Annotated in this window: 14 protein-coding genes; 2 read left to right on the top strand and 12 right to left on the bottom strand. The window is 60.9% G+C overall.

Features of this window, described 5'->3' with window-relative positions:
* Nucleotides 1-488: 488 nt before the first annotated feature.
* The 9 genes from V1290_RS32580 to V1290_RS32540 all read right to left on the bottom strand — a co-directional run bounded on the left by V1290_RS32580 (nucleotide 489) and on the right by V1290_RS32540 (nucleotide 14622).
* Nucleotides 489-2450, bottom strand: coding sequence for an ABC transporter ATP-binding protein/permease (locus tag V1290_RS32580; protein WP_334369251.1), 1962 nt, complete (start codon nucleotides 2448-2450; stop codon nucleotides 489-491).
* Nucleotides 2451-2455: 5 nt separating this feature from the next.
* The gene (locus tag V1290_RS32575) at nucleotides 2456-4204 is read right to left on the bottom strand and encodes a peptidoglycan-binding protein (RefSeq protein ID WP_334368143.1); all 1749 of its coding nucleotides are present in this window, start codon (nucleotides 4202-4204) and stop codon (nucleotides 2456-2458) included.
* 158 nt (nucleotides 4205-4362) lie between these two features.
* Nucleotides 4363-5220 (bottom strand): hypothetical protein, encoded by an 858-nt coding sequence (locus tag V1290_RS32570; protein ID WP_334368142.1) that lies wholly within the window; start codon nucleotides 5218-5220, stop codon nucleotides 4363-4365.
* A gap of 64 nt (nucleotides 5221-5284) precedes the next feature.
* Nucleotides 5285-5581 (bottom strand): PepSY domain-containing protein, encoded by a 297-nt coding sequence (locus V1290_RS32565; RefSeq protein ID WP_334368141.1) that lies wholly within the window; start codon nucleotides 5579-5581, stop codon nucleotides 5285-5287.
* Nucleotides 5582-5855: 274 nt separating this feature from the next.
* Nucleotides 5856-6989: a PepSY domain-containing protein gene (locus V1290_RS32560; RefSeq protein ID WP_334368140.1), complete on the bottom strand. Its 1134-nt coding sequence runs from the start codon at nucleotides 6987-6989 to the stop codon at nucleotides 5856-5858.
* A 107-nt stretch (nucleotides 6990-7096) separates the two neighbouring features.
* Entirely contained in the window at nucleotides 7097-7798 is a 702-nt protein-coding gene (locus V1290_RS32555; RefSeq protein WP_334368139.1) for a hypothetical protein, read from the bottom strand.
* Between the two features lies 1 nt (nucleotide 7799).
* Nucleotides 7800-10955 (bottom strand): efflux RND transporter permease subunit, encoded by a 3156-nt coding sequence (locus tag V1290_RS32550; protein ID WP_334368138.1) that lies wholly within the window; start codon nucleotides 10953-10955, stop codon nucleotides 7800-7802.
* A gap of 59 nt (nucleotides 10956-11014) precedes the next feature.
* Nucleotides 11015-11449, bottom strand: a complete 435-nt coding sequence (locus V1290_RS32545; protein ID WP_334368137.1) for a hypothetical protein — start codon at nucleotides 11447-11449, stop codon at nucleotides 11015-11017.
* A gap of 47 nt (nucleotides 11450-11496) precedes the next feature.
* The gene (locus tag V1290_RS32540) at nucleotides 11497-14622 is read right to left on the bottom strand and encodes an efflux RND transporter permease subunit (protein WP_334368136.1); all 3126 of its coding nucleotides are present in this window, start codon (nucleotides 14620-14622) and stop codon (nucleotides 11497-11499) included.
* Between the two features lie 705 nt (nucleotides 14623-15327).
* Between V1290_RS32540 and V1290_RS32535 the strand changes: the two genes are divergently transcribed.
* Both V1290_RS32535 and V1290_RS32530 read left to right on the top strand, forming a co-directional pair.
* Nucleotides 15328-17160, top strand: coding sequence for a hypothetical protein (locus V1290_RS32535; RefSeq protein WP_334368135.1), 1833 nt, complete (start codon nucleotides 15328-15330; stop codon nucleotides 17158-17160).
* A 373-nt stretch (nucleotides 17161-17533) separates the two neighbouring features.
* Nucleotides 17534-17833 (top strand): hypothetical protein, encoded by a 300-nt coding sequence (locus V1290_RS32530; protein WP_334368134.1) that lies wholly within the window; start codon nucleotides 17534-17536, stop codon nucleotides 17831-17833.
* Between the two features lie 248 nt (nucleotides 17834-18081).
* Here V1290_RS32530 and V1290_RS32525 read toward each other — a convergent pair whose 3' ends face one another.
* The 3 genes from V1290_RS32525 to V1290_RS32515 all read right to left on the bottom strand — a co-directional run bounded on the left by V1290_RS32525 (nucleotide 18082) and on the right by V1290_RS32515 (nucleotide 20692).
* Entirely contained in the window at nucleotides 18082-18369 is a 288-nt protein-coding gene (locus V1290_RS32525; protein WP_334368133.1) for a nitrate reductase, read from the bottom strand.
* Nucleotides 18370-18473: 104 nt separating this feature from the next.
* Nucleotides 18474-19454 carry a CobW family GTP-binding protein gene (locus tag V1290_RS32520; RefSeq protein WP_334368132.1) on the bottom strand — a complete coding sequence of 327 codons (981 nt, stop codon included), beginning with the start codon at nucleotides 19452-19454 and terminating at the stop codon, nucleotides 18474-18476.
* Nucleotides 19455-19465: 11 nt separating this feature from the next.
* A complete protein-coding gene (locus tag V1290_RS32515) occupies nucleotides 19466-20692 on the bottom strand; it encodes a CobW family GTP-binding protein (RefSeq protein ID WP_334368131.1) in 1227 nt (408 codons plus the stop codon).
* Between the last annotated feature and the right edge of the window lie 58 nt (nucleotides 20693-20750).

Here is a 20750-nt window from a genome sequence, read left to right as displayed (position 1 = left end):
CGTTACGCGATTTGCCGGCTCCCTAGCCTGGGTTCGAGTCGGGGAGCGACTCGACCCCCCCGAGGCTATCCGCTGGGCGAACCGCAGCACGACGCCAATTGCGCACAAGTGCATAATCTCGACTGGTTGTCCGATTTGTTCGCCGTAATACTCTATTCTTCGATGAGGGCGTAACAGACCTGCCCGAGTAGCCTCCGCGGTATATGTTGGGATGAAAGCTACGGAGATAATCCAATATGGTTGATGTAATGCACGACGCCGCTTAGTTCGATTCTGGACCGAGCATCAGAAGCTCCATTTCCAAACGCGCCCAAAAATTCTGGCAGGAATAGAGGTGCTCATATACGCGAGCTTTCTATGGAGCCGTTGATCAAAAGACATTCTGTTCGCCTTCCGCCGACGCGATCCATCCCGCCTCGGGCGCGGTCAATTCGAAACAGCATGAGACGACAACAATCTCCCATCTGGCTGGCATGTCATGGAATAGGTCATTCGTGTCGGAACGCTTCGGCTGGCTCGAGCGCGGCGGCGCGCGAGGCGGGATAGACGCCGGACAGCAAACCGATCACTCCGCCTACGGCCGGAGCAAGCAAGGGAGCGATTGGGTCGAGCACCGGCGTCCAGACCTGATACGCCGAGACACCCACCACGATCAGCACGCCGACACTGGATCCGAGCAGTCCCCCCACGACACCCATGGACGCACTCTCAATCAGGAACTGTGAAGCGATGTGGCGACGAGTAGCGCCAATGGCACGACGCAGTCCGATCTCCGCCGTTCGCTCCATCACACCTACCAAGGTGATATTTGCGATCCCAAGCGCGCCGACCACGAGCGACAGGCCGCCCAGCAGCAGGAACATCATATTGAGATCGGTCTGCACGTCGTCGCGCACGCGCCGCGGCTCCTGCGGCAGTTGCACGCGAAGCGCGCGCGGGTCGTCGGGCCGCAGCGCCGCCCGCGCCTGCATCGCTATCAGGTTGGCCGCGCCGATCTTGGTCTCCACAACCACCATGCCAGGGCCGAAGAGACTGAAATGCCGTCGCGCCGTGCCCTCGGGAATGATCACCGAGCCAAGCAGTTCAGGCTTTCGCACCACATCGCGGAGGATGCCGATCACGAGGTAGAGGTGATCGCCGACATAAATCGCGGGCAGCCGCTCGACTCCAGCGATGCCCAGGCGGCGCGCGGCATCGGGACCAAGGATTGCGACGCGCTCGGCGCGCGCCGAATGCCCGTCGTCGATAAGCCGTCCCGAGGCGAGGTCGGCACGCACGGCGCGAAACAAATCCGGCGAGGCAGCGCGCACCGCCAGTTTGAATGCTGTCTGATTGGACGGATCCACCACCGGAGAGGCGCTGACGAGCATGTCATGGACATTAACGTCGCTGAGCAGGCCCGCAGCCACCACGCCGTTCAACCGGACAAGCCGCTCCGGAGCGTCCCAAGGAATGGCACGTGGATCAATCGTGCCGGTCGCCATTCCCGGCCGCGCCGTGATGAAAAGTTCCGTGGCCGCAAGTTGATCGAACTGACTGATGATGCGGTTGCCGGCGGTTCGGGTGAGACCGACAGTGGCCACCAGCGCCGACATGCCGATCACGATGCCAAGCACCGTCAACGCCATGCGCGCCGGCCGCGCAATCGCCCCGGCGATCGCCTCGGAGAGAAGATCGCGCATCGTGATTCCCGAAGCGACAATGCGCGCCCTGGATGGAGGCGGCAATGCCGTCTCGCTTCCACCGAAGAGCCGGCCATCCTTCATGTTGACCCGGCGCGAGCCCCGGCGTGCAACGTTTTCGTCGTGCGTGACGACGACAATCGTCATGCCCTCCTTGTTGAGCTCGGTGAAGAAATCCAGGATCGACTCGGTGTTCTTGGAATCAAGATTCCCGGTCGGCTCGTCGCACAAGAGCAGGCTCGGTGATCCCATCAGAGCGCGGGCGATCGCCACCCGCTGACGTTCGCCGCCGGACAATTTGGAAGGCAGGAATTCCGCACGATGCTCGAGGCCGACGCGGCGAATTTCCTCCATAGCCCGTTCGCGCCGCCCGCGCCCGGTGTGCCGGCGGTATACTTCCGCCAGCATGACGTTCTCGAGGACAGTGCGATAGGGCAGCAGGTGGAATGACTGAAAGATGAATCCAACGCGGCGGCTGCGCAGCCCGGCCCGCTCATTCTCGCTCAGCTTCGTCGTTTCGATACCATCAAAAACGTACTGTCCGCTGGTTGGCCGGTCGAGGCAACCGAGGATGTTCAACAGCGTGGATTTCCCCGAGCCGGACGGACCGGTTATCGACAGCCATTCGCCGCGCCGCAACACGAGGTCGACATCGATCAATGCGTCGACCGCGGGATCGGTCCCGAATTGCTTGCACACTTTCCGCAGGTCGAGGACATGGTCGGCATCGACAGAAGCCGTCGGCACCTCCGGCCGAATGTCCTCCATGAGCTTCATTTGACCGCCGCCGGCGCTGCCGTCGGCTCAGCTGTCTTATAGCCGACTACCACGAGTTGACCGGGCGCAAGTCGCCCATCGGGGGTGTTGACCTCGACATAGCCGCCCGTAGAAAGCCCCGGCTGCACGGTGACGTACTCTTGCTTACCGCCGCGTTCGACCAGCACACGCGATGTTCCGTCAGCGGCAAGCGACACCGCACTGGTCGGGACCGCAGTGACCGCGCCCTTCGACGTTTCGATCGGAATTGCCAGTCGGACGGAAAACCCCGCCAGCAGCACAGGCGTGGTCTCCACCTTGACCCCGAGATAGAAGTGGTAGCCGTCCACGCCGCGCGTGCCGGGCGTGGTCGCCACCGTCTCAACAACGCCGGTCGCCTTGATCCCAAGCGCCTGCTCGTCGATCGCAACTTTCATCCCGGGCTTCACCAACGGCGCGGCTTCAAGTGGCAGTTGCGAGTCGATGCTTAGCTGGTTATCGGTCACGCTCATAACCGGCCCGGAAGCATTGGCCGCGACCGCGGCGGTCACCTCGTGGACGCGAACCGGGAGCGACGGGATGAACACGACCTCGTCCGCTGGCACCTGCACGCCAAGCTTCGCGCGGGCGGCCGTGAACTCGGCGTTCAGCCGCTGCGCTCGTTCGCTCGCGACCTTGACGTCAAATTCAGCGAGCTCTTGCTGTTCCAACGCGGCGCGCACGCTGCGCTCGCCTTCGAGGCGGGCCGCCTTCACGGCGCCCTCGGCGACCCGGATCCGTTCCTCGGCCAGCGCGGCCTCGCGCGTCGCGGTCTGAATCGCCAAATCGGCTTCCATCTTTGCCTTGCGCTGCGCGGCACGCGCCACTTTCAGCTTGGCCTCGGCCGCAGCACGCGCCGTTTCGGTCTGGCGCGGATCAAGAACGATCAGGGCACGATCGGCCATTTGCGTGGCGACATCGGCGCTGGCCGCGGTCGCCGAATGCGCGGCCCGCGCGCGTTCGGCTTCAAGCGCAAGCGATTTTCCGGCGCGCGCATCCGCCAGCTGGCGGTTGTCACCAACGCGTGCCGCGCTGTCGAGAGAAGCCTGGCGCGTGTTCTGCTCGGCGATGGCCCGGGCGGCGGCGACCGCTTTCACCGCCGTTTCGCGCGTGGCCTCGGCCGCAAGCTGGGCGCGCGCGGCATCCGACCACTCTCGCTCGAGCGCCGCGACGGCAGCGCGCTGCTCGCGGGTCGGTACGTACGGATCCCACCCGGCCCTCTTATACATGCGCTCGACCGCGGCGGATGTCTTCTGATCGTAATTGCCATCGACTGTGCCCGGATCGAAGCCAAGGCGAGCCAGGGCCTCTTCGAGCTGGCGGACGTCACCGCCGCTGGTTCCGGGCGCCATGTCGCGAAAAGCCGGAACCGCGCCGATGAGGACAAAGACCGGACGGCCGGATGCGGATAGAATCACCTCGCCTTCCCCGAAGTTCGTATTGGGTCGGGGTAGCGACGAGATCAGTCCGGCGCCGCCCTTGACCGTGGAAGGCGCGATGGAAATCGGCTGCGGCAGCCCGAAGCGGACGGTGCCGCGGGTGACGACATCGGAACTCAATACCCGCGACTCCACGGGCACGAGAATCGCGGATGGCTCGGGGGCCGCGGTACGCGCCGCCACCTCTGCCGGCGACTGGATCCTGGAGCCCATATACCAGGCGCCAACCGCCATGCCGCCGACCACGCCCAGAATGGCCCAGAGAACGTTTACGCGCTTTGCGACCATGCCGTCCCTCCCGCCATCGACAGCGTGCGGGCCATCTTCGCAGGAAGCGTTGCGTCCGCCTTCGTCATGCGAAGCACTGCCAGAAAAGGAGATTACTCCTAGCCGCCGATCGGGGAAAGTATGGAAGTGTACATCCTAAAGTGTACATCCTAACTGGTCTATTGCACCTTCCTTGAGAACAGCTCCTCCTGGATGCGCTCCTCGACCGGAGCCAACACCTCCTCCTGCATTTTGAAACTCTTGGCCGAGACCAGGCGCTCGTAGTCCTGTAGTTTCCGCAGAGCGGCCTTCTGGTCCGGCGACATCTTGGAAGCCAACAACTTGCCGCCCTCGGTCAGCGCGCTGAGCCGGTTCCGCAGGTCGGGTTCGATCTCATCCGGGTGGCCGTATTCGAAGCCGGCCTTCTTCATCTCGCGCTGCCAATATCCAAGCGCGGCCTTCATCCGGGGGTCCTTGTTGATCAGCGCGTCCTGGGGATTGTAGTGAGTGGCCTTCAACTGATCCGGTTTGAATGTTTCAGTGAGGGCCTTGCGCGTGCAACCACCGGTCCGCGACAAATCCTCGATCTCCAAAGCGACCGCGAGGGTGCTGCTCACGTCGTCCCCGAGCAACGCGCGATTGTAGGCGACCTGATCCGCGGGGGATAGCTTGCGGAAAATTTGCACATTGCGTTCTCCGAGACCAACGCGGGCCGGACTGTAGCCGGTGGCGAGCTGAGGCGGCAAACCGGTATAGAAGGTAGTTACGCCAAAACCATAGCGACTGACGAACTCCTCTTCACTGAGGCCTGGAAGGCGTTTGTCCGCCGCCATGCCCGCCCGCACCGTGTTGTGGTCGGCCGCAATGTACTGAAAGCCTTGTTCGCGCATGCAACGCGCGATCAGTTCCTCGGTCTTCTCGATCGCCTGGACCAGCTCGCGTGGCGACATGCCGAATTCCTCGGTGCCAAGGCCCTTCGGTGCCTGCGCCTGCGCGGCGGCGATCGCTGGAGCGAACAGGATGGCGAACAGGCCCATGTAAATTGCCCTCTTCATGACGCTATCCTTTCCAATAACGAACCTCGTATGCAGCCGGTACATGTCAGTCCGTCCCGACAATCTTCCCGGTCTCGATGTCGACGAACACGTCCTTCTCGCCCTGTTCCGGTGATTGGATCTCGATCACGTAGACATTCCTGCCGCGCTTCTTCTCGATCACTACGTCCGTGACTTCGCCGGGGATGCGTTCAAGCGCAATCTTCTTCGCCTGTTCTTCCGTGATCTTTGCCGCGGACGGCGCACGCTCTTTCGAAGGGCGTGGTTGCTGCGCCTGCGCGACGGTCATGGCTGGCGCAAGAAAAAGGCTGGCGAGCAGGCCCCAGTGGATCGTCCTCTTCATGGCGGTATCCTTTCCGATCAAGCCCCCATGGAAACTCGCGTTCCGCTGTCGGACTGTCCACGGACGACGTGCATCTTTCTCGCCGTATTCGCTGGGCATTGCCTCCAACGCCATAGACCCGGCGCCGCGTGCGCTCCATCTCGATCCGTTGGCCGTTCGCCGAAGGCAGCTCCAACTCGGTGGAGCTGGCCCCGTCGCCGGTCAATCACCCAGCGACAGGGGCGCGGCCTTCGTATGCTCAGCACTTCACGGACGTGGACAACGCGAACAGCGGTTACTTATCCGTGCCCACCACCTTTCCTGATTCGATGTCAACGAAGACATCGGTTTCCACTCCGTCCTTCTCGGCAACGATCTCCACGGCGTAGACATTGTGTTTGCCGTATCTCTCGATCTTCGTCGACGTAACCTTGCCCGGGACTTCCTTGAGTGCGATTTTCGTCGCCTCCGACGTGCTGACTTTTGCAACCGGTGGCACCGTCTGCTTCCGAGGCTCTCGATGGTGTTTTCCAAAGCTCTCGATGTCCGTGCCGGGCAATGCGTCAGAGGCAACCAGTTCGCCATCCGAGGTGTCCTTGACGAGTCCCACTCCAGGGCACCACCACTTGTCCGTGATATCGGATGGGTTGGTGAGGCTATTCTCGCGTGTTCTCACACAATCCTTAAAGGTCCCGGCTGGAACGGTTATTGCGATCCCGCTTTCCATGTTTTCTGTATAGCCATAGGCCTCGGCCTCGTGCCCGTCGAAGATGTATTTGTCACCGACGGTAAAGGCCCCGGGCATCAGCAAGCCGGGCTCGGCGACACCGTTGCCATCGGGGTCGCCGACACGCCAGGTCCCCGCAAAGACCTTGCGTCCTACCTGGTCTATCTCCCAGCTCACTTCGCCGAACGTGTACAGGGCATTGGTCGTCTTATCGAAGCAGAACCAGTTTTCCGCCCGCTGGTCCAATACGCCGTCGTAGAATTCCTCTTCCTGGACGACGCCACATTCGAACTTGCCAATACCCGGAACATCAAACGGTTCGGTCTTGTCGAGAACCTTGACTTCTATCCGTAGGAGTCCATGTGGATGGTTTCGATTCTCCATGATGTATCGAAAGCCTGGCTTGAGTGGAAAATAGAGTGGGTTGTGTCCACTCGGCAGCAGGTTTTCCGCCTTCAAGTTCCAGTCCTTGAGTGAGGAAAAATTGACGCGGGCGCCGCTCTGGGTGCGGCCTGGCTGATCCTTGAATTCCCGTGCCATGGCCCTGTCGCCATGCAAACCCAGCCAGGTGCCGCCAGCCAGCATGAACCCGGCCGCCACCAGAACAGTGCCTGCCATGAGCGCGGCACGCCACCTGGCGAGTCGGCTAGATTGCTCCCTCGCTGTCTTCATCTGTCGCTTCAATCCCTGCTTGTCGAACATCTCAATGCCCTCCAGTCGCGGGCGGCGGTCCGGCCACGTGTCGCCCTAGGTTGCGGAAGTGTTCAGCCGTGTGTAGCCGATGGGCTGATCTGACATTTCTTGCGGGTTCATCTCCCCCTCGCCGTGGTGAAGCCTGCTTCGATGAATGACCGATTGCCGTCCTTCGCGACGGTTCCGATTGCGAATTTGTAGACCTTACCGGCGCGCAAGAACCCCTCCGGTACCGTGAAGGATTTGGCCGAACCGGGCAGCAGTGCCCGGACTTCGTAGGCCGAGCCGGTTTGCTCGATAACGATGGCACAGGCCTCGATGCCCTCCGGCACAGACCAGCGCAGGGTCAGCGCGGTGGCGGGCACGTCCCTCTGATCAGGCCGCGGATATTCGAATGCCGCAGGTTTCGGAAACACGTGACTCAACAGCGCCTCGCCGCGCAGGTTTTCCCCTTTGGTCGTCGTTCCCTCAAAGCGATACGCGCCCGCCGGAAAATCGGCGCGTACGATTCTATCGTCGTCGGGTTCCGGCGATTCGAGCGTGAGGCTCCGGATTCCCAGTTTCGAGTCCGGCGTTTTCAGTTCGATCACGGTACGCGCGCCGGGCGCCGAAACCTTCAGCGCAGCCAGGCCATCGTCCCCGCCGGTTGCCTCGAACCGGATCTCGGCATCGCGATCCTGTATATTGCGTTCGAGATAGACGGAGAGCTTTTCAAAGCGGCCATCCTCGGCCGCGGCTCCTGTCACCGGATACGCAAGCGCAGATAACGTCGCAGCGGCGACGACAATCCAACCATTGCGACGACGTACGGCTCTCATCTCACGCGCTCCCGGATACTGGCGCCGGCGCCGGTACAGTCAGAAGATCCGTCGACTGGCCAGCACCGCGGCCGAAACGGAGATAAAATGCAGGCAAGATAAACAGGTTGAGCAGCGTCGATGTCACGAGGCCGCCCAGAATGACTACCGCCATCGGATATTCGACCTCGTGGCCCGGCAGGTCGCCGAAAATGATCAGCGGCACGATCGCCAGCCCAGCGGCTCCGGTCGTCATCAGGATCGGCCGTAACCGCTCGCTCGCGCCACGAAGCACGAGCCCCATGCCGAACGTCTCTCCCTCATGACGTTCCAGATGCTGGAAGTGGTTGATCATGATGATCCCGTTGCGAGCGGCGATGCCAAGCACCGTCAGGAAACCGATCAACGAGCCAAGGGAAATCACGCCGCCCGCGAGCCACGCCGCCAGGACACCGCCTACGAGCGCCGAAGGAAGGGTCAGAAAACTCAGCGTTGCCAGGCGCCAGCTATCAAAGGACTGTCGCAGAAGCACGAATATGACGGCGAGCGCCAGCAAGGCCAACAGTTGGAGGCGGTTGCGGGCGGCGCTCAGTTCCTGATACTCGCCTTGCAGCACCGCGTAATAGCCGAGTGGAAACGTCAACTTCTGCAAACGCGCCTGCACGTCGCTAGCGACTGCGCCGAGATCGCGGCCCCGGACATTCGCCTGCACGTCGATCCGGCGGGAACTCGCCTCACGCTTGATGACATTTGGCGTCGGTCCAATATCGACATCGGCCACTTCCGCCAGCCGGACGCGGTGCCCGGTCGGAGTGTCGATCAGCATCTCGCGAACCGAGTCCACGCTTCGGCGGAATTCCTCCGCGGTCCACACCTGCACGTCGTAGGTGCGTCCTTCGATGAAGATGTCGCCGACCTCGGTTCCAGACATCAATGACGCGGAGGCACGCCGCACATCGCCCGGCTTCAGACCGTAGCGTTGCGCCTCGTCCAACTTCACCGTCACCTGAATGTGCGGCACTTCGACCATCAACTCCTTGTGCAGGTTGACGAGATCCGGAACATCAGCGAGTGCCGCGCGGACCTCCTCTGCCTTGTCCCGCAGAACGTCGAGATCCGGGCCGAAGATGCGCACGACGATCGCCTCGCCGGTGCCGGTCAGGACCTCGCGAATGCGCTCCTTCAGATAAGTCTGCACATCGCGGTAGAGGCCGGGATAGCCCTCCACCATCTCCTCGATCTTGGCATACGTCTTGTCGTAGTCGGCCTCCTTGCTGATGCTGATCCAGTTCTCGCCGAAATTGACGCCGACGACCTCATCGGCAGCAAACGCCTGGCCAATATGCGCACCGAAATTGCGCACGCCCGGAATAGCGCGCAACTCCCTGCTCGCGCGGGTCGTGATACGCAGCATCTCGGGAAGTGACGCGTCGGGCGTGGTTACCCAGTGCATCAGGAAGTCGCGCTCCTTGAACGAAGGCAGCAGCGAGTGGCCGAGGAGCGGCCAAACACCGATCCCCGAGAGCGTCACGACTGCAACAGCAATATAGGCCATGCGTGGTGTCCGGGTGACACGTTCCAGCAGGGGCGCGTAATGGCGCAGCAGCCAGACGACGACAGGTGATTCACGCCCTTCGAGTTGCGCGTTACGCAACAGGATCAGGCAGAGCGCCGGCGTTACCGTCATCGCCAGGACGAGCGAGGCCGCAATCGCCAGCACATAGGAAGCAATCAGCGGCTTGAAGAAGGATCCGGCAAGGCCTTCCATAAACAGGACAGGGACTACGGCGGCGACCACGATGAGGGTTGCAGAGACGATCGGCGCCCGCACCTCGAGCGAAGCATCCAAAATGATGCGCGCCGTGCTTCGCGTATCGCCTCCCCGCCGCGCCAGACGCAGTCGGCGCATGATGTTCTCAACGTCGAGGATCGCGTCGTCGACGACGATCCCCAATGCTATTACGAAGCCGGCCAGGGTCATTGTGTTGACCGAAGCGCCGGACATGGACAGAACCAGCCCGGCTGCGAGGAGCGACAGCGGAATGGCGACGATACAGACGATCGCGGTGCGCCATTCGTAAAGGAAGATGAGTATGATTCCCGCGACCAGCACGCAGCTCAGCAACAGCGCCCATGAGAGGTTGCTGATCGAATCCTCGACGAAGGTTGCCGGCCGAAAGATTGTCGTATCGATCTCAATTCCCGGAAGACCTGGCTTCATCCTCTCGAGCGCCTCTTCCACCCCGCGGGTGACGGCGAGCGTGTTGCCCCAGGGGAACTTTTCGACGATGAGCATGAGGCCTGGACCGTCGTTGATAACGGCATCGCCGATCATGCCCTGCGGCGCATAGACGAGATCGGCTACATCGCTCAGCAATAGTGGCGGCTTGCCGCCCTGTGCGGTCACCGGCACCCTGGCGAGCGTTTCGGGTGTAACGCCGGCGGCGGCGAAGCGGAGTTGAAAGCGCTGATTGGGTGTTTCGACGAAGCCGCCGGTACCGATGTGTGCGCCGCGGGCATAGCGCAACAGGCCTACATCGAGCGCATCGGAAACCGCTTCCTGAACCCGGTCAAGCGTAACGTTGGCGGCAGCCAACCGCTTCGGATCAACCATGACCTGAAGCATCTTCAGCTGCTCCCCCCAGATCGCGATATTCGCAACGCCGGGAACGCCAAGCAGCCGCTGCCGGATGGTCCAATAGGCCAGCATCGACAGGTCCATTACGGACTTGTCCTGGGACGTAATGCCGATCTTCATGATCCGGCTGGTCGAGGAGAGTGGCGGCATCATGAAAGGCGGCGAGGCCCACGTCGGCAACGTCTTGCTCGCGAGCACCATTCGCTCACTGACCAGTTGCCGCGCGCGAATTTCGTCGACCCCGGACTTGAAGATTAGGAGGATTGACGACAATTGCGCCACCGACTTCGAACGCATCACCTCGATGTTCGGGACACCGTTCAGCGCATTTTCCAGCGGCACAGTGACGAGTTGTTCAACTTCGGCGGACGAAAGCCCAAGACAGATGGTCTGGATCTCGACCCTCGGCGGCGCGAATTCCGGGAATACATCCACTGGCACGTCCCGCAGGCGTGCGAGGCCAAACCAGGTCAGCACCACGCCAAGGGCGAGGACGAGATAGCGAAAGCGCAGACTAGAACCAATAATCAGCCTCATCATTGAAAACGCATCCTTCCACTCAGGCCGAAGCCGTTATGGAAAACGATTTCGGCGGGAAGCTAGTGACCTACCTTCACCTCGCTCCCGAAGACTTGCGGCACTCCAACGGCAAGCACCTTCGTGCCAGCAGGTGGCCCGTCACTCAGGTAAACGTTGTCGCCCTTGATGGTGTCGATCTCCACCGCTCCGCGGAAGAAGGTCAACGGATCGGCGCTGATATAGACCCAGGTTTTTCCGGTGAGGTCGTAGAGAACAGATCCGTATGGCACGATCCGTCGGCCCGACGGATCCACCCGCACCTCGTCGATCTGGATGCCGAGCCGCTCGGCCGCCTTCGGCGTGAGCGTTACCTTCTTGATCCTTGCGTCGAGCGTGGTCTCGACTCGGGCTGGCGCGCTCTTTTTGACCGTCGACTCTGCGGCCAGTGCTGAGAGACCGGACGCTGCAAGGCACGCGGCGGACGCCGCGACCATCAATGCGTTGAAGCGGACCATGGGACGTTTCTCCCTTTTGACGGCCTTCGAAGCGGCACAAGCGGCAGTCATGACGCGTTCTCCATTTCAAGATCGAGCCGGTCGGCCGTCCAGCCACTGCCGAACCGGAGGTAAAGCGCCGGCAGCACGAGCAACGTTCCGAGCGTCATGGTAACGACGCCGCCCACGACCGCGAGCGCGAGCGGATGTGCGATCTCTAGTCCGGCGACATCACCCATGATCGCGAACGGAAGCACCAGAGCGGACGTTGTCGCCGACGACGCGATGATGCTCGGGAACTGTTCCAGCACGCCGCGACGCACCAGCTTTTCGCCGAACAGCTCACCCTTGTTCAATTGCAGGTGCTGGAAACGGGCGACCAGACCGACACCCTGCCGCACCATCAGTGCGAGCACCGCTGCCAGACCCAACAGAGAGCCAAGCGAGAAGTCACCGTCATCGATTGCGGCCGCAGCGAGGCCACCGAGTGCAGCAACCGGTACGCCCAGCAGCGACAGGGCGCTGAGTGCCCAACTGCGGAGCACCGCCTGCGTCAGCAGGAACATCAACACCGCTGCCGCCGCCATGTAGCTGTATATCGATCGCAGAGAAGCTCGCTGCTCCTTGTATTCGCCGAGCACCTCGGCACGGTGCTCGAACGGGAATGCGATCTGCTTGACATTCCTGGCGACATCATCCGCCACATCACCGAGCGCCCGCTCGTCCACCTTCGCGGAAACATCGATGCGACGCGAAGACCCCTGTCGCTGGATGATGCTGGTGGCCGGCGCGATGTGGACGTCTGCGACCTCAGCCAGGCGAACCTGCGACCCGCTCTCGCTGTTGATCATCAGATTCCGCACGTCATCGATGTTGTCGCGCAACTCCGGTCGCCCCCAGACAACCACGTCGAAAACCTTCTGGTCCTCGAAAAGCGCACCGACGGTGATGCCGCCGACCAGCGCGGAGGTCGCCCTGCGGACGTCGCCAGGCTTCAGGCCGTAACCGGCCGCGCGATCAACATCCACCTTTACTTCGATCGAGGGTTCTTCAACCTGTAACTCGACCCGCGGATTTTCTATGCCGGGGATCTTCGCCATCGATGCGCGGATCTCCTCCGCCTTGGCGCGAATGATCTCAAGGCTGTTGCCATAGACGCGGACAGTGAGGCTATCCGGGTCACCGGTGAGCGCCTCGCGCAGCTTCGTTGACAGGTATGTCCCAAGTTTGCCGCGCATCCCGGGATAGGTGGTGATGGCAGCTTCGACGGCATCCACCGTCGTTTCGCGATCGGCCTTCGGATCGATGTTGACCCATACTTGTCCCGTATTGACGTCCGCCGCGCGTTCGCAGTTGCAAAGCACGGCCCGTCCGAGATTGGCGAAAGCGTTCTGCACTCCCGGGATTTGCCGCAGATCGCGGATCAGGTTCTCGGTCGATCGGGTCATTGCCTGCAACGAGGTGCCGGGCGGCCCCTGCCATTCGATCACCAGATCCGTCTCTCTGAAGCTGGGCACCATGTTGCGTTCGAGCGGGCTCCAGATCGCGAAGCTCGCGATCGCCGCCACGACGCAGGCGCCGATGCAGGCAAACGGCGCGCGGATGACGCGGCCGACGATCCGATCGAAAGGCTTGGCCAGCCTATCGATGACCCATCCGCCCGTCGGGGTCAGTGGCGCATTGGCAAGCAGCACCGCAGCCAGCGCGGGGGTCACGATCAACGCCACTAGCATCGAGATGGACACGGCGGCGATATAGGCCCAGGCCATCGGCGCGAAGAACGCGGCGGACCGGCTGTACATGAACAGAACGGGTAGCACTGCGACTACAACGATCAGCGACGCGTACAGCATCGGCCGACGCGTTTCCAGCATCGCGCGGACGACGACCATGAAGCCGGACCGACCATCGCGTTGCTGCGCACGTAGGCGGTGCAGCACATTTTCGACGTCGAAAATACTGTCATGCACGATTACCCCGGACGCCATCAGCAGGCCGCCGACGACTATCATGCTAAGCGGGATTCCCGCGGCCTCTAACAGCAGTTCGGCGCAGACGAACGACAATGAGATCGCGACGAGGGCGATAACCGCGGCCCTCCAGCTACCGATCAGAAGGCCAAGCACGACGGTGGCCAGGATGATCGAAATGAGCATGGCCTTGCCCAGATTGCTGGTCGCACGTTCGATGAAGCTCGCGGGATGGTAGATGGTCGTATTGATCTCGATACCGGGCAGCCCGGGTTTCAGTTCGTTGAGCGCTCGTTCAATGCCGCGCGTCACGTCCACTGTGTTGAAGCCGGGAAACTTCTCGATAGCCACCATCAGGCCGGGGTCTTCGCCGACGATGGCGTCTCCGATCAGCGCCTGATGACCCTCCGCGAGATAGGCGACGTCGCCGACACTCACGGTCGTACCGCTCAGCGGCACCTTGGCGAAGGTGCCCACGGTGGAGATCGGCAGTTGGTGACGGATGCTGAGCCGCTGGTTTGGCGTTTCGATGAAGCCACCGGTGCCGGGCGTGGATGAGCTCAGGTAGGTGAGCGGCGAGGACCACACCGCCTCACCGGTTGTCTTGATCACCTGATCGAGCTTGACGCCCCTCTTGTTCAGGTTCCGGGCATCGACAAGCACCTGCACCTGCCGGTCGCGCTGACCCCATATTGATACATTTGCCACACCCGGGACTCCGGCGAGGCGCGGCGCGATGTTCCAGCGCGCCTGAATAGACATGTCGATCAGCGAGACGGATTTCGAGCTCAGGCCGATATTCATCACTCGGCTGGCAGAGGAAACTGGCTGAAGCATAGTCGGGGGACTGGAGACATTCGGCAGCGCATGCGCCTGCGTCAGCCGCTCCTGCACCATCTGGCGCGCCTTCATCAGATCGGTGCCGGGAGCAAAGATCATCTCGATCGTCGAAAGTCCCGCCATCGATTCCGACTGGATGACCTGAAGCCACGGCACACCGTTCAGGAGGTCCGCCTCCAGCGGCACGGTAATCAACGATTCGACTTCGGCGCTGGAAAGGCCAAGTGACTCGGTCTTCACGGTGAGTGAGGGCAACGCCAGCTCGGGGATGACTTCGAGCGGCTTGTTCCTGACGTCGACGGCGCCGAGGATAAGCAGGCCCGAGGCGGCAACTACAATGAGAGTGCGCAAACGCACGCTAGAGGAAATGAGCCACGCCAACATTTCGACGCCCCTCTTTTGACCCCTGGTTGCATTTCACCTCTAGTTGAAATCGAAACTCCGTTTGAGAGGGCCCGTTGAATGCGGGATTTTCTGATCGCTGTGTCGCTCGTAGAGGCGACACAATTGTTCCCCACTATTCCCACGAGTCCGAATTTTTATCGGCCATGCGCCGGCATTATTTCGGTCGTGCTAACGCCTAGTGAGGCTGCGCCGTAATCAAAACCCCAATACTGCCTTCCCAAAAAGCAGACTGAGAACCAGATTAAGACGCTGATAATCTGCTGATAATCTTAAGTTGATGTTCTTGTCGGGACAATCCACCCATTTGGATTACAAGACAGGTCCCAAATTGGGTCACGCGTGTTTACGCACTTTGCGAGCTTAGGTGGCAAAAACCCTACCGCCACTTGAAGTTGGCTGACAGCCGACGAGGCTGTTCGCGGCTTCTTCTGCACTGTAGGATACATCACTTTAGATGTATCACTTCGTGGCGCTTGCGTAATTCGTCGTCTGCGTCACTCTTATCCCAACATTGCTGGGGGGTCCGGCAATTAATTGCTCCGCCTTGTTGAGCGGGCTCTTGTCTGTAGTTGGCCTGACGGATGAAACGCTGGCTGAGACAGTCTGATTACCAGAGCGAATTGGTATGACGAGTTAGTTCGACCACGTGAGTGACGTCGAACTGCGGTAGTGATGGGGCCGCGCATGATCTGGGGTAAGCGAGATAGGCGCGTCGCCGGATCCGGGCGACGTTGGCAGGCTGCAGAAACAAGAACCGTAAAGTCAACCACGCGCGGCTGTTACCGCGTCTGCTCCGTGTACCCATTTGTGTTTCGTGCCGCGCCCGCATTGTTCAGCCTCGTCCTGCTCGTCCCTTCCCATGCCGCCGCCGCGGAGAACGAGGACATCGCAGCTCTCCGGCGTATGCTCGGAGAGCTAAAGGCGGAGAACCGCAAACTTTCCGAACGTCTCAGCGCCCTGGAGGGGACATCGCCGGCGCGGCGGACCAAGCCCGCTGCGGAGCATCAACGTCCGGCACCTGCCGTAACGGCGGCGAAGCCCGCACCCACGGTTCAATCACCGCCTGTCGATCCGCCCGCATTGCCCGCGCCAGATTTGTCGGACGCCGCAGCGAAGCGGCCGCTTAACGAGCGTATAAGAGATCTGGAAATCGGCTGGGCGGCGAATGAGAACGCAACGCGCCAGATCATCCGGGACTCGCTCTCGAAGACCGGACCAAAAATTAATAGCTTCCTCTCGCTGAGCGGCGTAGTTGAAGGTCTGGCCTCGCGGACCGGCTCATTCACCGGCCCTACCCAGGAAAACCTGTCGCTGGGTACGGCTGAACTCGATTTCGATATCAAGCTCAGCGACTGGTTGACCGGTGCGCTGGTTCTGCACTTCGACAATGGCACGGGCGCAATATTCCCGACCGGGAATCAACCGGTGGTGCCGACCAACCTCCCCGGCATAGGCGTGGATCGCTTCACGCTTGATCGGACTCACGTTTCCGTCGGCGATCTGATGCAATTCCCGATCGCGGCCCGCTTCGGCGTGGAGGTTTTGCATTTCGGTACGTCCACGGGCGTGGCACGCCTGGATACGCTTTCGATCGGCACTCCGCTGACAACCGAGGTGTTCGAAAACCGTCAGACCGCAGGAGGCCTGGAATTCGCCTGGCCAACCCCGCCGCGGCAGCCACCGCCGGCGCCTGTCGTTGTTCCACGCGTTAGTCCGTTGGTCGTCGCACCGGCTGTGAGCCAACTGATGCGCTGGCTCGGCTACACCCCACTGCCTGAGCGGCCTTTCCGGCCTACGCCAGTGACATTCCCCTTCGACCCGGCGCCCTTCTACGGCTCAGTCGTGACCTACAAAGGCAGCGACAGCATCATCCCCGGCCGGACGAAAATCGACGATTACAATGCCAGTCTCGGTTTCCGGACAAGGGGCCATTGCGGCGTGCCCTATGACCAGTTGAAGGACTCGCTGGTTTGTCCATGGACCCTTGACTTCCATGTCGACTATAGCTCCTCCGTTTTCGAAAGCAGATTTCTGCATTCCTCCTACCTCCCATTCCTGAGCCAGATCGGACAGATTCCCGGAATAGCCGCGAGCCTTAAAAGCAGCTTCGGCCCGTTCGCGTTCGTGGGCGAGGTGAATGCCGCAATTCAGGACGCCAGGTTTATCGATGGGCTCGGCATTGCGAGGAGCATGATGCCGATGACCTGGCAGGCCTCGATTGCCTACCAATTTGACTGGAACCCGTGGGTACAGGAGATCGGCGCGCAGGGTAATTACATCTCGGTGGGATATTCCGGCAGCAAAGACATGGCGGGTGCGTCCATCCTGCAAAGCGGCGTGCCAACCCGGATCGGATTCGTGCCGCAACACCGGCTTTTCCTGACCGGAGGCGAGTGGGTGATGGACGGCCTGAAGGTGGCCGTGGAATATTCAGCAAATTGGGACTATCCGGTGAGCGCCGGCGGGACGGGAAAGGTCGCGCATGGTGCATTCGGACTGATCCAGCTCAATTTTTGATCCGTCTCCGCCGAGAGCTTAAATCCTGGAAGCGATTGAGAATATCCCCCGGGGACGAGCAAGCCGCGTTAGTAGCAACGTGGCTGGTCGCGTTAAGCGGGCCTGCGCGCAGCAACACCGCTCTCGTCGCCCGGATATCAGACTGGAGCGTTTCGGAGCCACCAGAAACCGATCGTCAGCGGTGGCGTTCATCATCCTAGTTGGCGCGGAGGCTTATTGGCCGCTTAATGTGCGCCCTGCCCCCGGCAATACTGCGGACTGATCTCGACCTGCCGCACGGCCAGCAGTTGGGGAATCCGTAGAATAGTTCGATGTTCGAGGCGGTACGCCGCGTCAGAGATCGATTGTTTCGCCCAACCGAAGGGAGGATTCTATGAAGGCCATCGCGCTGGGCGCATTCGGTGCCGCGCTGCTCGCGTCCGCCGCTTCCGCCGCGCCCCTCAATGCGACAACGATCAGCTCCGCCGAAGCCTCCAACGTCGATCAGGTCGGTCTGGTCTGCAACGAGTATTATGGACGCTGCTGGCGGACCCGAGGACCGCGCTACGTCCTGCGCTATTATTATGACCCCAGCTACTTTCCCGGCCGGGGCTACAACTACTACGCTGGCCCCGGCTACTACGATCGCAGCTACGGCGACGGCAGACCAAGGTTCATCATTCGCGGCTGGTAGCCAGCAAGCAAAAGGCCACTCTCTGGCGCCGCCTCAAGTTAACGAAAGCCGATTTCACAGAGTACAGGCTGCACCACGCCTTCGATGCGTGGAAGCGCGCGACGTGGGCGCGTAGACGGCAAGAAGCTGGAGTATTTAGACCCCGGTTGCGGCTCGGCCAACTCGACAACGCTCCGCTCGATGCATCGAGCAGCTTCGGGGAAATTTTCGCCAACAATATCCTGGTGAAATGTCCGTGAAGGCGCGCTTTAGGTACGAAGTCTCAGATCAAGCGCTTCTTTCAGTTCATCGAGAGTGACGTCGGGAATCGATTTGTGGATTCTTGCAATTATCGGCTTTTCCCCGTCTCTCAAGATCGCGACGACGGTTTCCACATCGGGACATCCTGGCTCTCGACAGGTCAACTCGCTAACCGAGATAGTCACGTCATCCGACAAGCCCAACAGCTTCTGCGTTTGCAGCTTTAATTCCTGAACTGCCTGAGGATAGCCGATTCTTTGGACCTGCCGCCCCATAGGTAAGGCAATCGTTGGCATGCTTTTGGCGTCCGAATGGATTTGCGAGGGCTGTCAGCCTCAGCATGGCAACGGACAAACTCCGCTGCCATGCTGCAAGCTTGGCGCATCACCCGTGCCTTCAATCAGTGACTTGAGCCCCGACACTGCTCAAAGCCTGCCTTCAAGACGTCCTCCGGCAAATCGCGCCCGATGAAGACCAGGCGGCTTGTTCTCGGCTCATCGGGTTTCCAGGGGCGTTGATGGTCTCCTTCGAGCAACATGTGCACTCCCTGAATAACAAAGCGATCGGGATCATCCTGGAATTGGATGATCCCCTTCAGCCGCAGAATATCGGTTCCGAACTGACGAACGGTCTCCTGCATCCAGGGGAAAAATTTCTCAGGAATGAGAGGTGTCTGCGTCGTCAATGACAGGCTCTTTACGTGACTGTCGTGCTCATGGTCGTGAGCTTCACTGAGAAAGCCAGGCTCGAATTCAAGAACCCTGTTGAGATCGAACGCATTTCGATCCAGGACTTTTTCGAGGTCAAGCGCGCAACGTTCGGTGCGATGGATCATCGCATAGGGATTAATTGAACGAATCCTTGCCTCGACGAGCTTAAGGTCCGCCTCCGAGACCAGATCGGTCTTGTTGAGCAAGACAACGTCGGCGAATGCGATCTGCTCTTGCGCTTCGTGCGCCTGGTCGATCTCTCCGAGGAGGTGCTTTGCGTCGATGACCGTGACGATGGCATCAAGTTTCGTGTTGCGACGAACGTCGTCATCTACAAGAACGGTTTGCGCCACGGGCGCCGGATCAGCAAGCCCGGTGGTCTCCACGATGATCCCGTCAAATTTGCCGCGCCGCTTCATGAGCCCTTCGAGAATCCTGATGAGATCACCTCTCACCGTGCAGCAGATGCACCCGTTGTTCATTTCGAATATTTCTTCGTCCGCATTGACGATCAGATCATTGTCAACTCCGACCTCGCCAAACTCGTTCACAATCACCGCATAACGCTTACCGTGGGTCTCGGTCAGGATACGGTTCAGCAAAGTCGTCTTCCCTGCGCCCAAGTACCCGGTGAGGACGGTGACCGGTGTTTGTGAAATCACATTGTTCATGCTTGGCCCTTTCAGCGTTGAGGTCTCGTTGCGTTCTGAATCACAAGCGGGGGTTCAAACTGGGCAGTGGCGCGCTCGTGAAGCAACAGCAACAGCCCTGCGACAAGCGCAAAGCCGAGAACGCTCAGACCCGCGACCGTCAGCAGCAATTGCGCCTTTGCGCGCGCTGAAATGCCTGTTATCGCCGTGAACAGATTCTTGACGACCGCTTCATCAAGGCCATGAGCGATGACGACCATTCGCGTGCGACGATCGTCCGAGGGCCAGGCCGGAAGCCGGTACTGTTGAATCGCATGCTGAACGCCGTGCACGACAAGAGGCCGCTCCGGATCGTCCTCCAGCCCAACAAGTCCCTTCAGACGGAGCAATTGCGGGCCGCCTACGGCCTTGAGCAGTTCAATGAATGTGGCGAGATTTCGCGGCGATACGGGCCGGCTTTCGAGCAATGCCAGGCTCTGGATGCCAGCCGCCGCATGGCGGCTCGCGCCTGTGGCATCGTTGTGAGTTTGCCCTTGCTGGGCCAACGCGACCTCCAAGGCCAACCACCCCTCGACATCGGCCCCCTGTTCGGAGGGAACGTAGCGACGCGGAGCAAAGACCGCTGCGAGATCGAAGTCGTTCCCGTGACGGTCCACGATGGCCGCGGCAGCGTTGATCTGCCGGATCTTCGGCAGCAGGCCGGAGAGACCGGCAGCCGCGGCGGCTTCTGCGCCAAGATCGGTCTTGGTCAGCACGACACTATCCGCAAACGCCACCTGCTTCATGCATTCGAAGTGCCGCTCCATCGTCTCTTCGATCATGGTCACGTCGATTGCGCAGACGACGCCGGACAGTCGAAAGCATCTTGCCACGACATGGTCCCGATATCCGACCGCCGGAAGACCGCCCGGTGTGATCTGATTGATGATCGGAGCGGGATCGGCAAGCCCGGTCGTCTCGACGATCACGCGCTTGAACGGCGGGACAGCCTTGCTCTCCACAGCGTCGTAAAGTTCGAACAGGGAAGACCTGATGTCGCTAGCGGCTGTGCAGCAGAGGCAGCCTGTCGTTGTCACCATCAGCTCGCGCTTGTTCACGCGAACAAGGTCATGATCAATGGAGATGTCGCCAAACTCGTTGATGATGACGGCGGTGTCCGCAAAGGCCTCGCTCGCCAAGAGCTCATTGAGCAGCGTGGATTTCCCCGAGCCCAGGAAGCCCGTAAGGATCGTCACCGGAATCGGTTGGTCTATCTTCATTGCCACGCAATCAAATCGCCGACACGTAATGTTATAACGTTACATTAAGGCGCGCAAC

The organism is Bradyrhizobium sp. AZCC 1578, assembly GCF_036924675.1.
In the GTDB taxonomy this organism is placed as follows: Bacteria; Pseudomonadota; Alphaproteobacteria; order Rhizobiales; family Xanthobacteraceae; genus Bradyrhizobium.
Note: the sequence above shows the minus strand (reverse complement) of the source record. Positions and strands in the feature narration are given on the sequence as shown.

What these genes read in the sequence shown, in the direction of transcription:
- V1290_RS32580 (WP_334369251.1), bottom strand. Translation starts at nt 2,450, where the DNA reads ATGGAGGACATTCGGCCGGAGGTGCCGACGGCTTCTGTCGATGCCGAC.
- V1290_RS32550 (WP_334368138.1), bottom strand. Translation starts at nt 10,955, where the DNA reads ATGATGAGGCTGATTATTGGTTCTAGTCTGCGCTTTCGCTATCTCGTC.
- V1290_RS32555 (WP_334368139.1), bottom strand. Translation starts at nt 7,798, where the DNA reads ATGAGAGCCGTACGTCGTCGCAATGGTTGGATTGTCGTCGCCGCTGCG.
- V1290_RS32515 (WP_334368131.1), bottom strand. Translation starts at nt 20,692, where the DNA reads ATGAAGATAGACCAACCGATTCCGGTGACGATCCTTACGGGCTTCCTG.
- V1290_RS32540 (WP_334368136.1), bottom strand. Translation starts at nt 14,622, where the DNA reads ATGTTGGCGTGGCTCATTTCCTCTAGCGTGCGTTTGCGCACTCTCATT.
- V1290_RS32525 (WP_334368133.1), bottom strand. Translation starts at nt 18,369, where the DNA reads ATGCCAACGATTGCCTTACCTATGGGGCGGCAGGTCCAAAGAATCGGC.
- V1290_RS32565 (WP_334368141.1), bottom strand. Translation starts at nt 5,581, where the DNA reads ATGAAGAGGACGATCCACTGGGGCCTGCTCGCCAGCCTTTTTCTTGCG.
- V1290_RS32530 (WP_334368134.1), top strand. Translation starts at nt 17,534, where the DNA reads ATGAAGGCCATCGCGCTGGGCGCATTCGGTGCCGCGCTGCTCGCGTCC.
- V1290_RS32560 (WP_334368140.1), bottom strand. Translation starts at nt 6,989, where the DNA reads ATGTTCGACAAGCAGGGATTGAAGCGACAGATGAAGACAGCGAGGGAG.
- V1290_RS32575 (WP_334368143.1), bottom strand. Translation starts at nt 4,204, where the DNA reads ATGGTCGCAAAGCGCGTAAACGTTCTCTGGGCCATTCTGGGCGTGGTC.
- V1290_RS32545 (WP_334368137.1), bottom strand. Translation starts at nt 11,449, where the DNA reads ATGGTCCGCTTCAACGCATTGATGGTCGCGGCGTCCGCCGCGTGCCTT.
- V1290_RS32520 (WP_334368132.1), bottom strand. Translation starts at nt 19,454, where the DNA reads ATGAACAATGTGATTTCACAAACACCGGTCACCGTCCTCACCGGGTAC.
- V1290_RS32535 (WP_334368135.1), top strand. Translation starts at nt 15,328, where the DNA reads ATGATCTGGGGTAAGCGAGATAGGCGCGTCGCCGGATCCGGGCGACGT.
- V1290_RS32570 (WP_334368142.1), bottom strand. Translation starts at nt 5,220, where the DNA reads ATGGGCCTGTTCGCCATCCTGTTCGCTCCAGCGATCGCCGCCGCGCAG.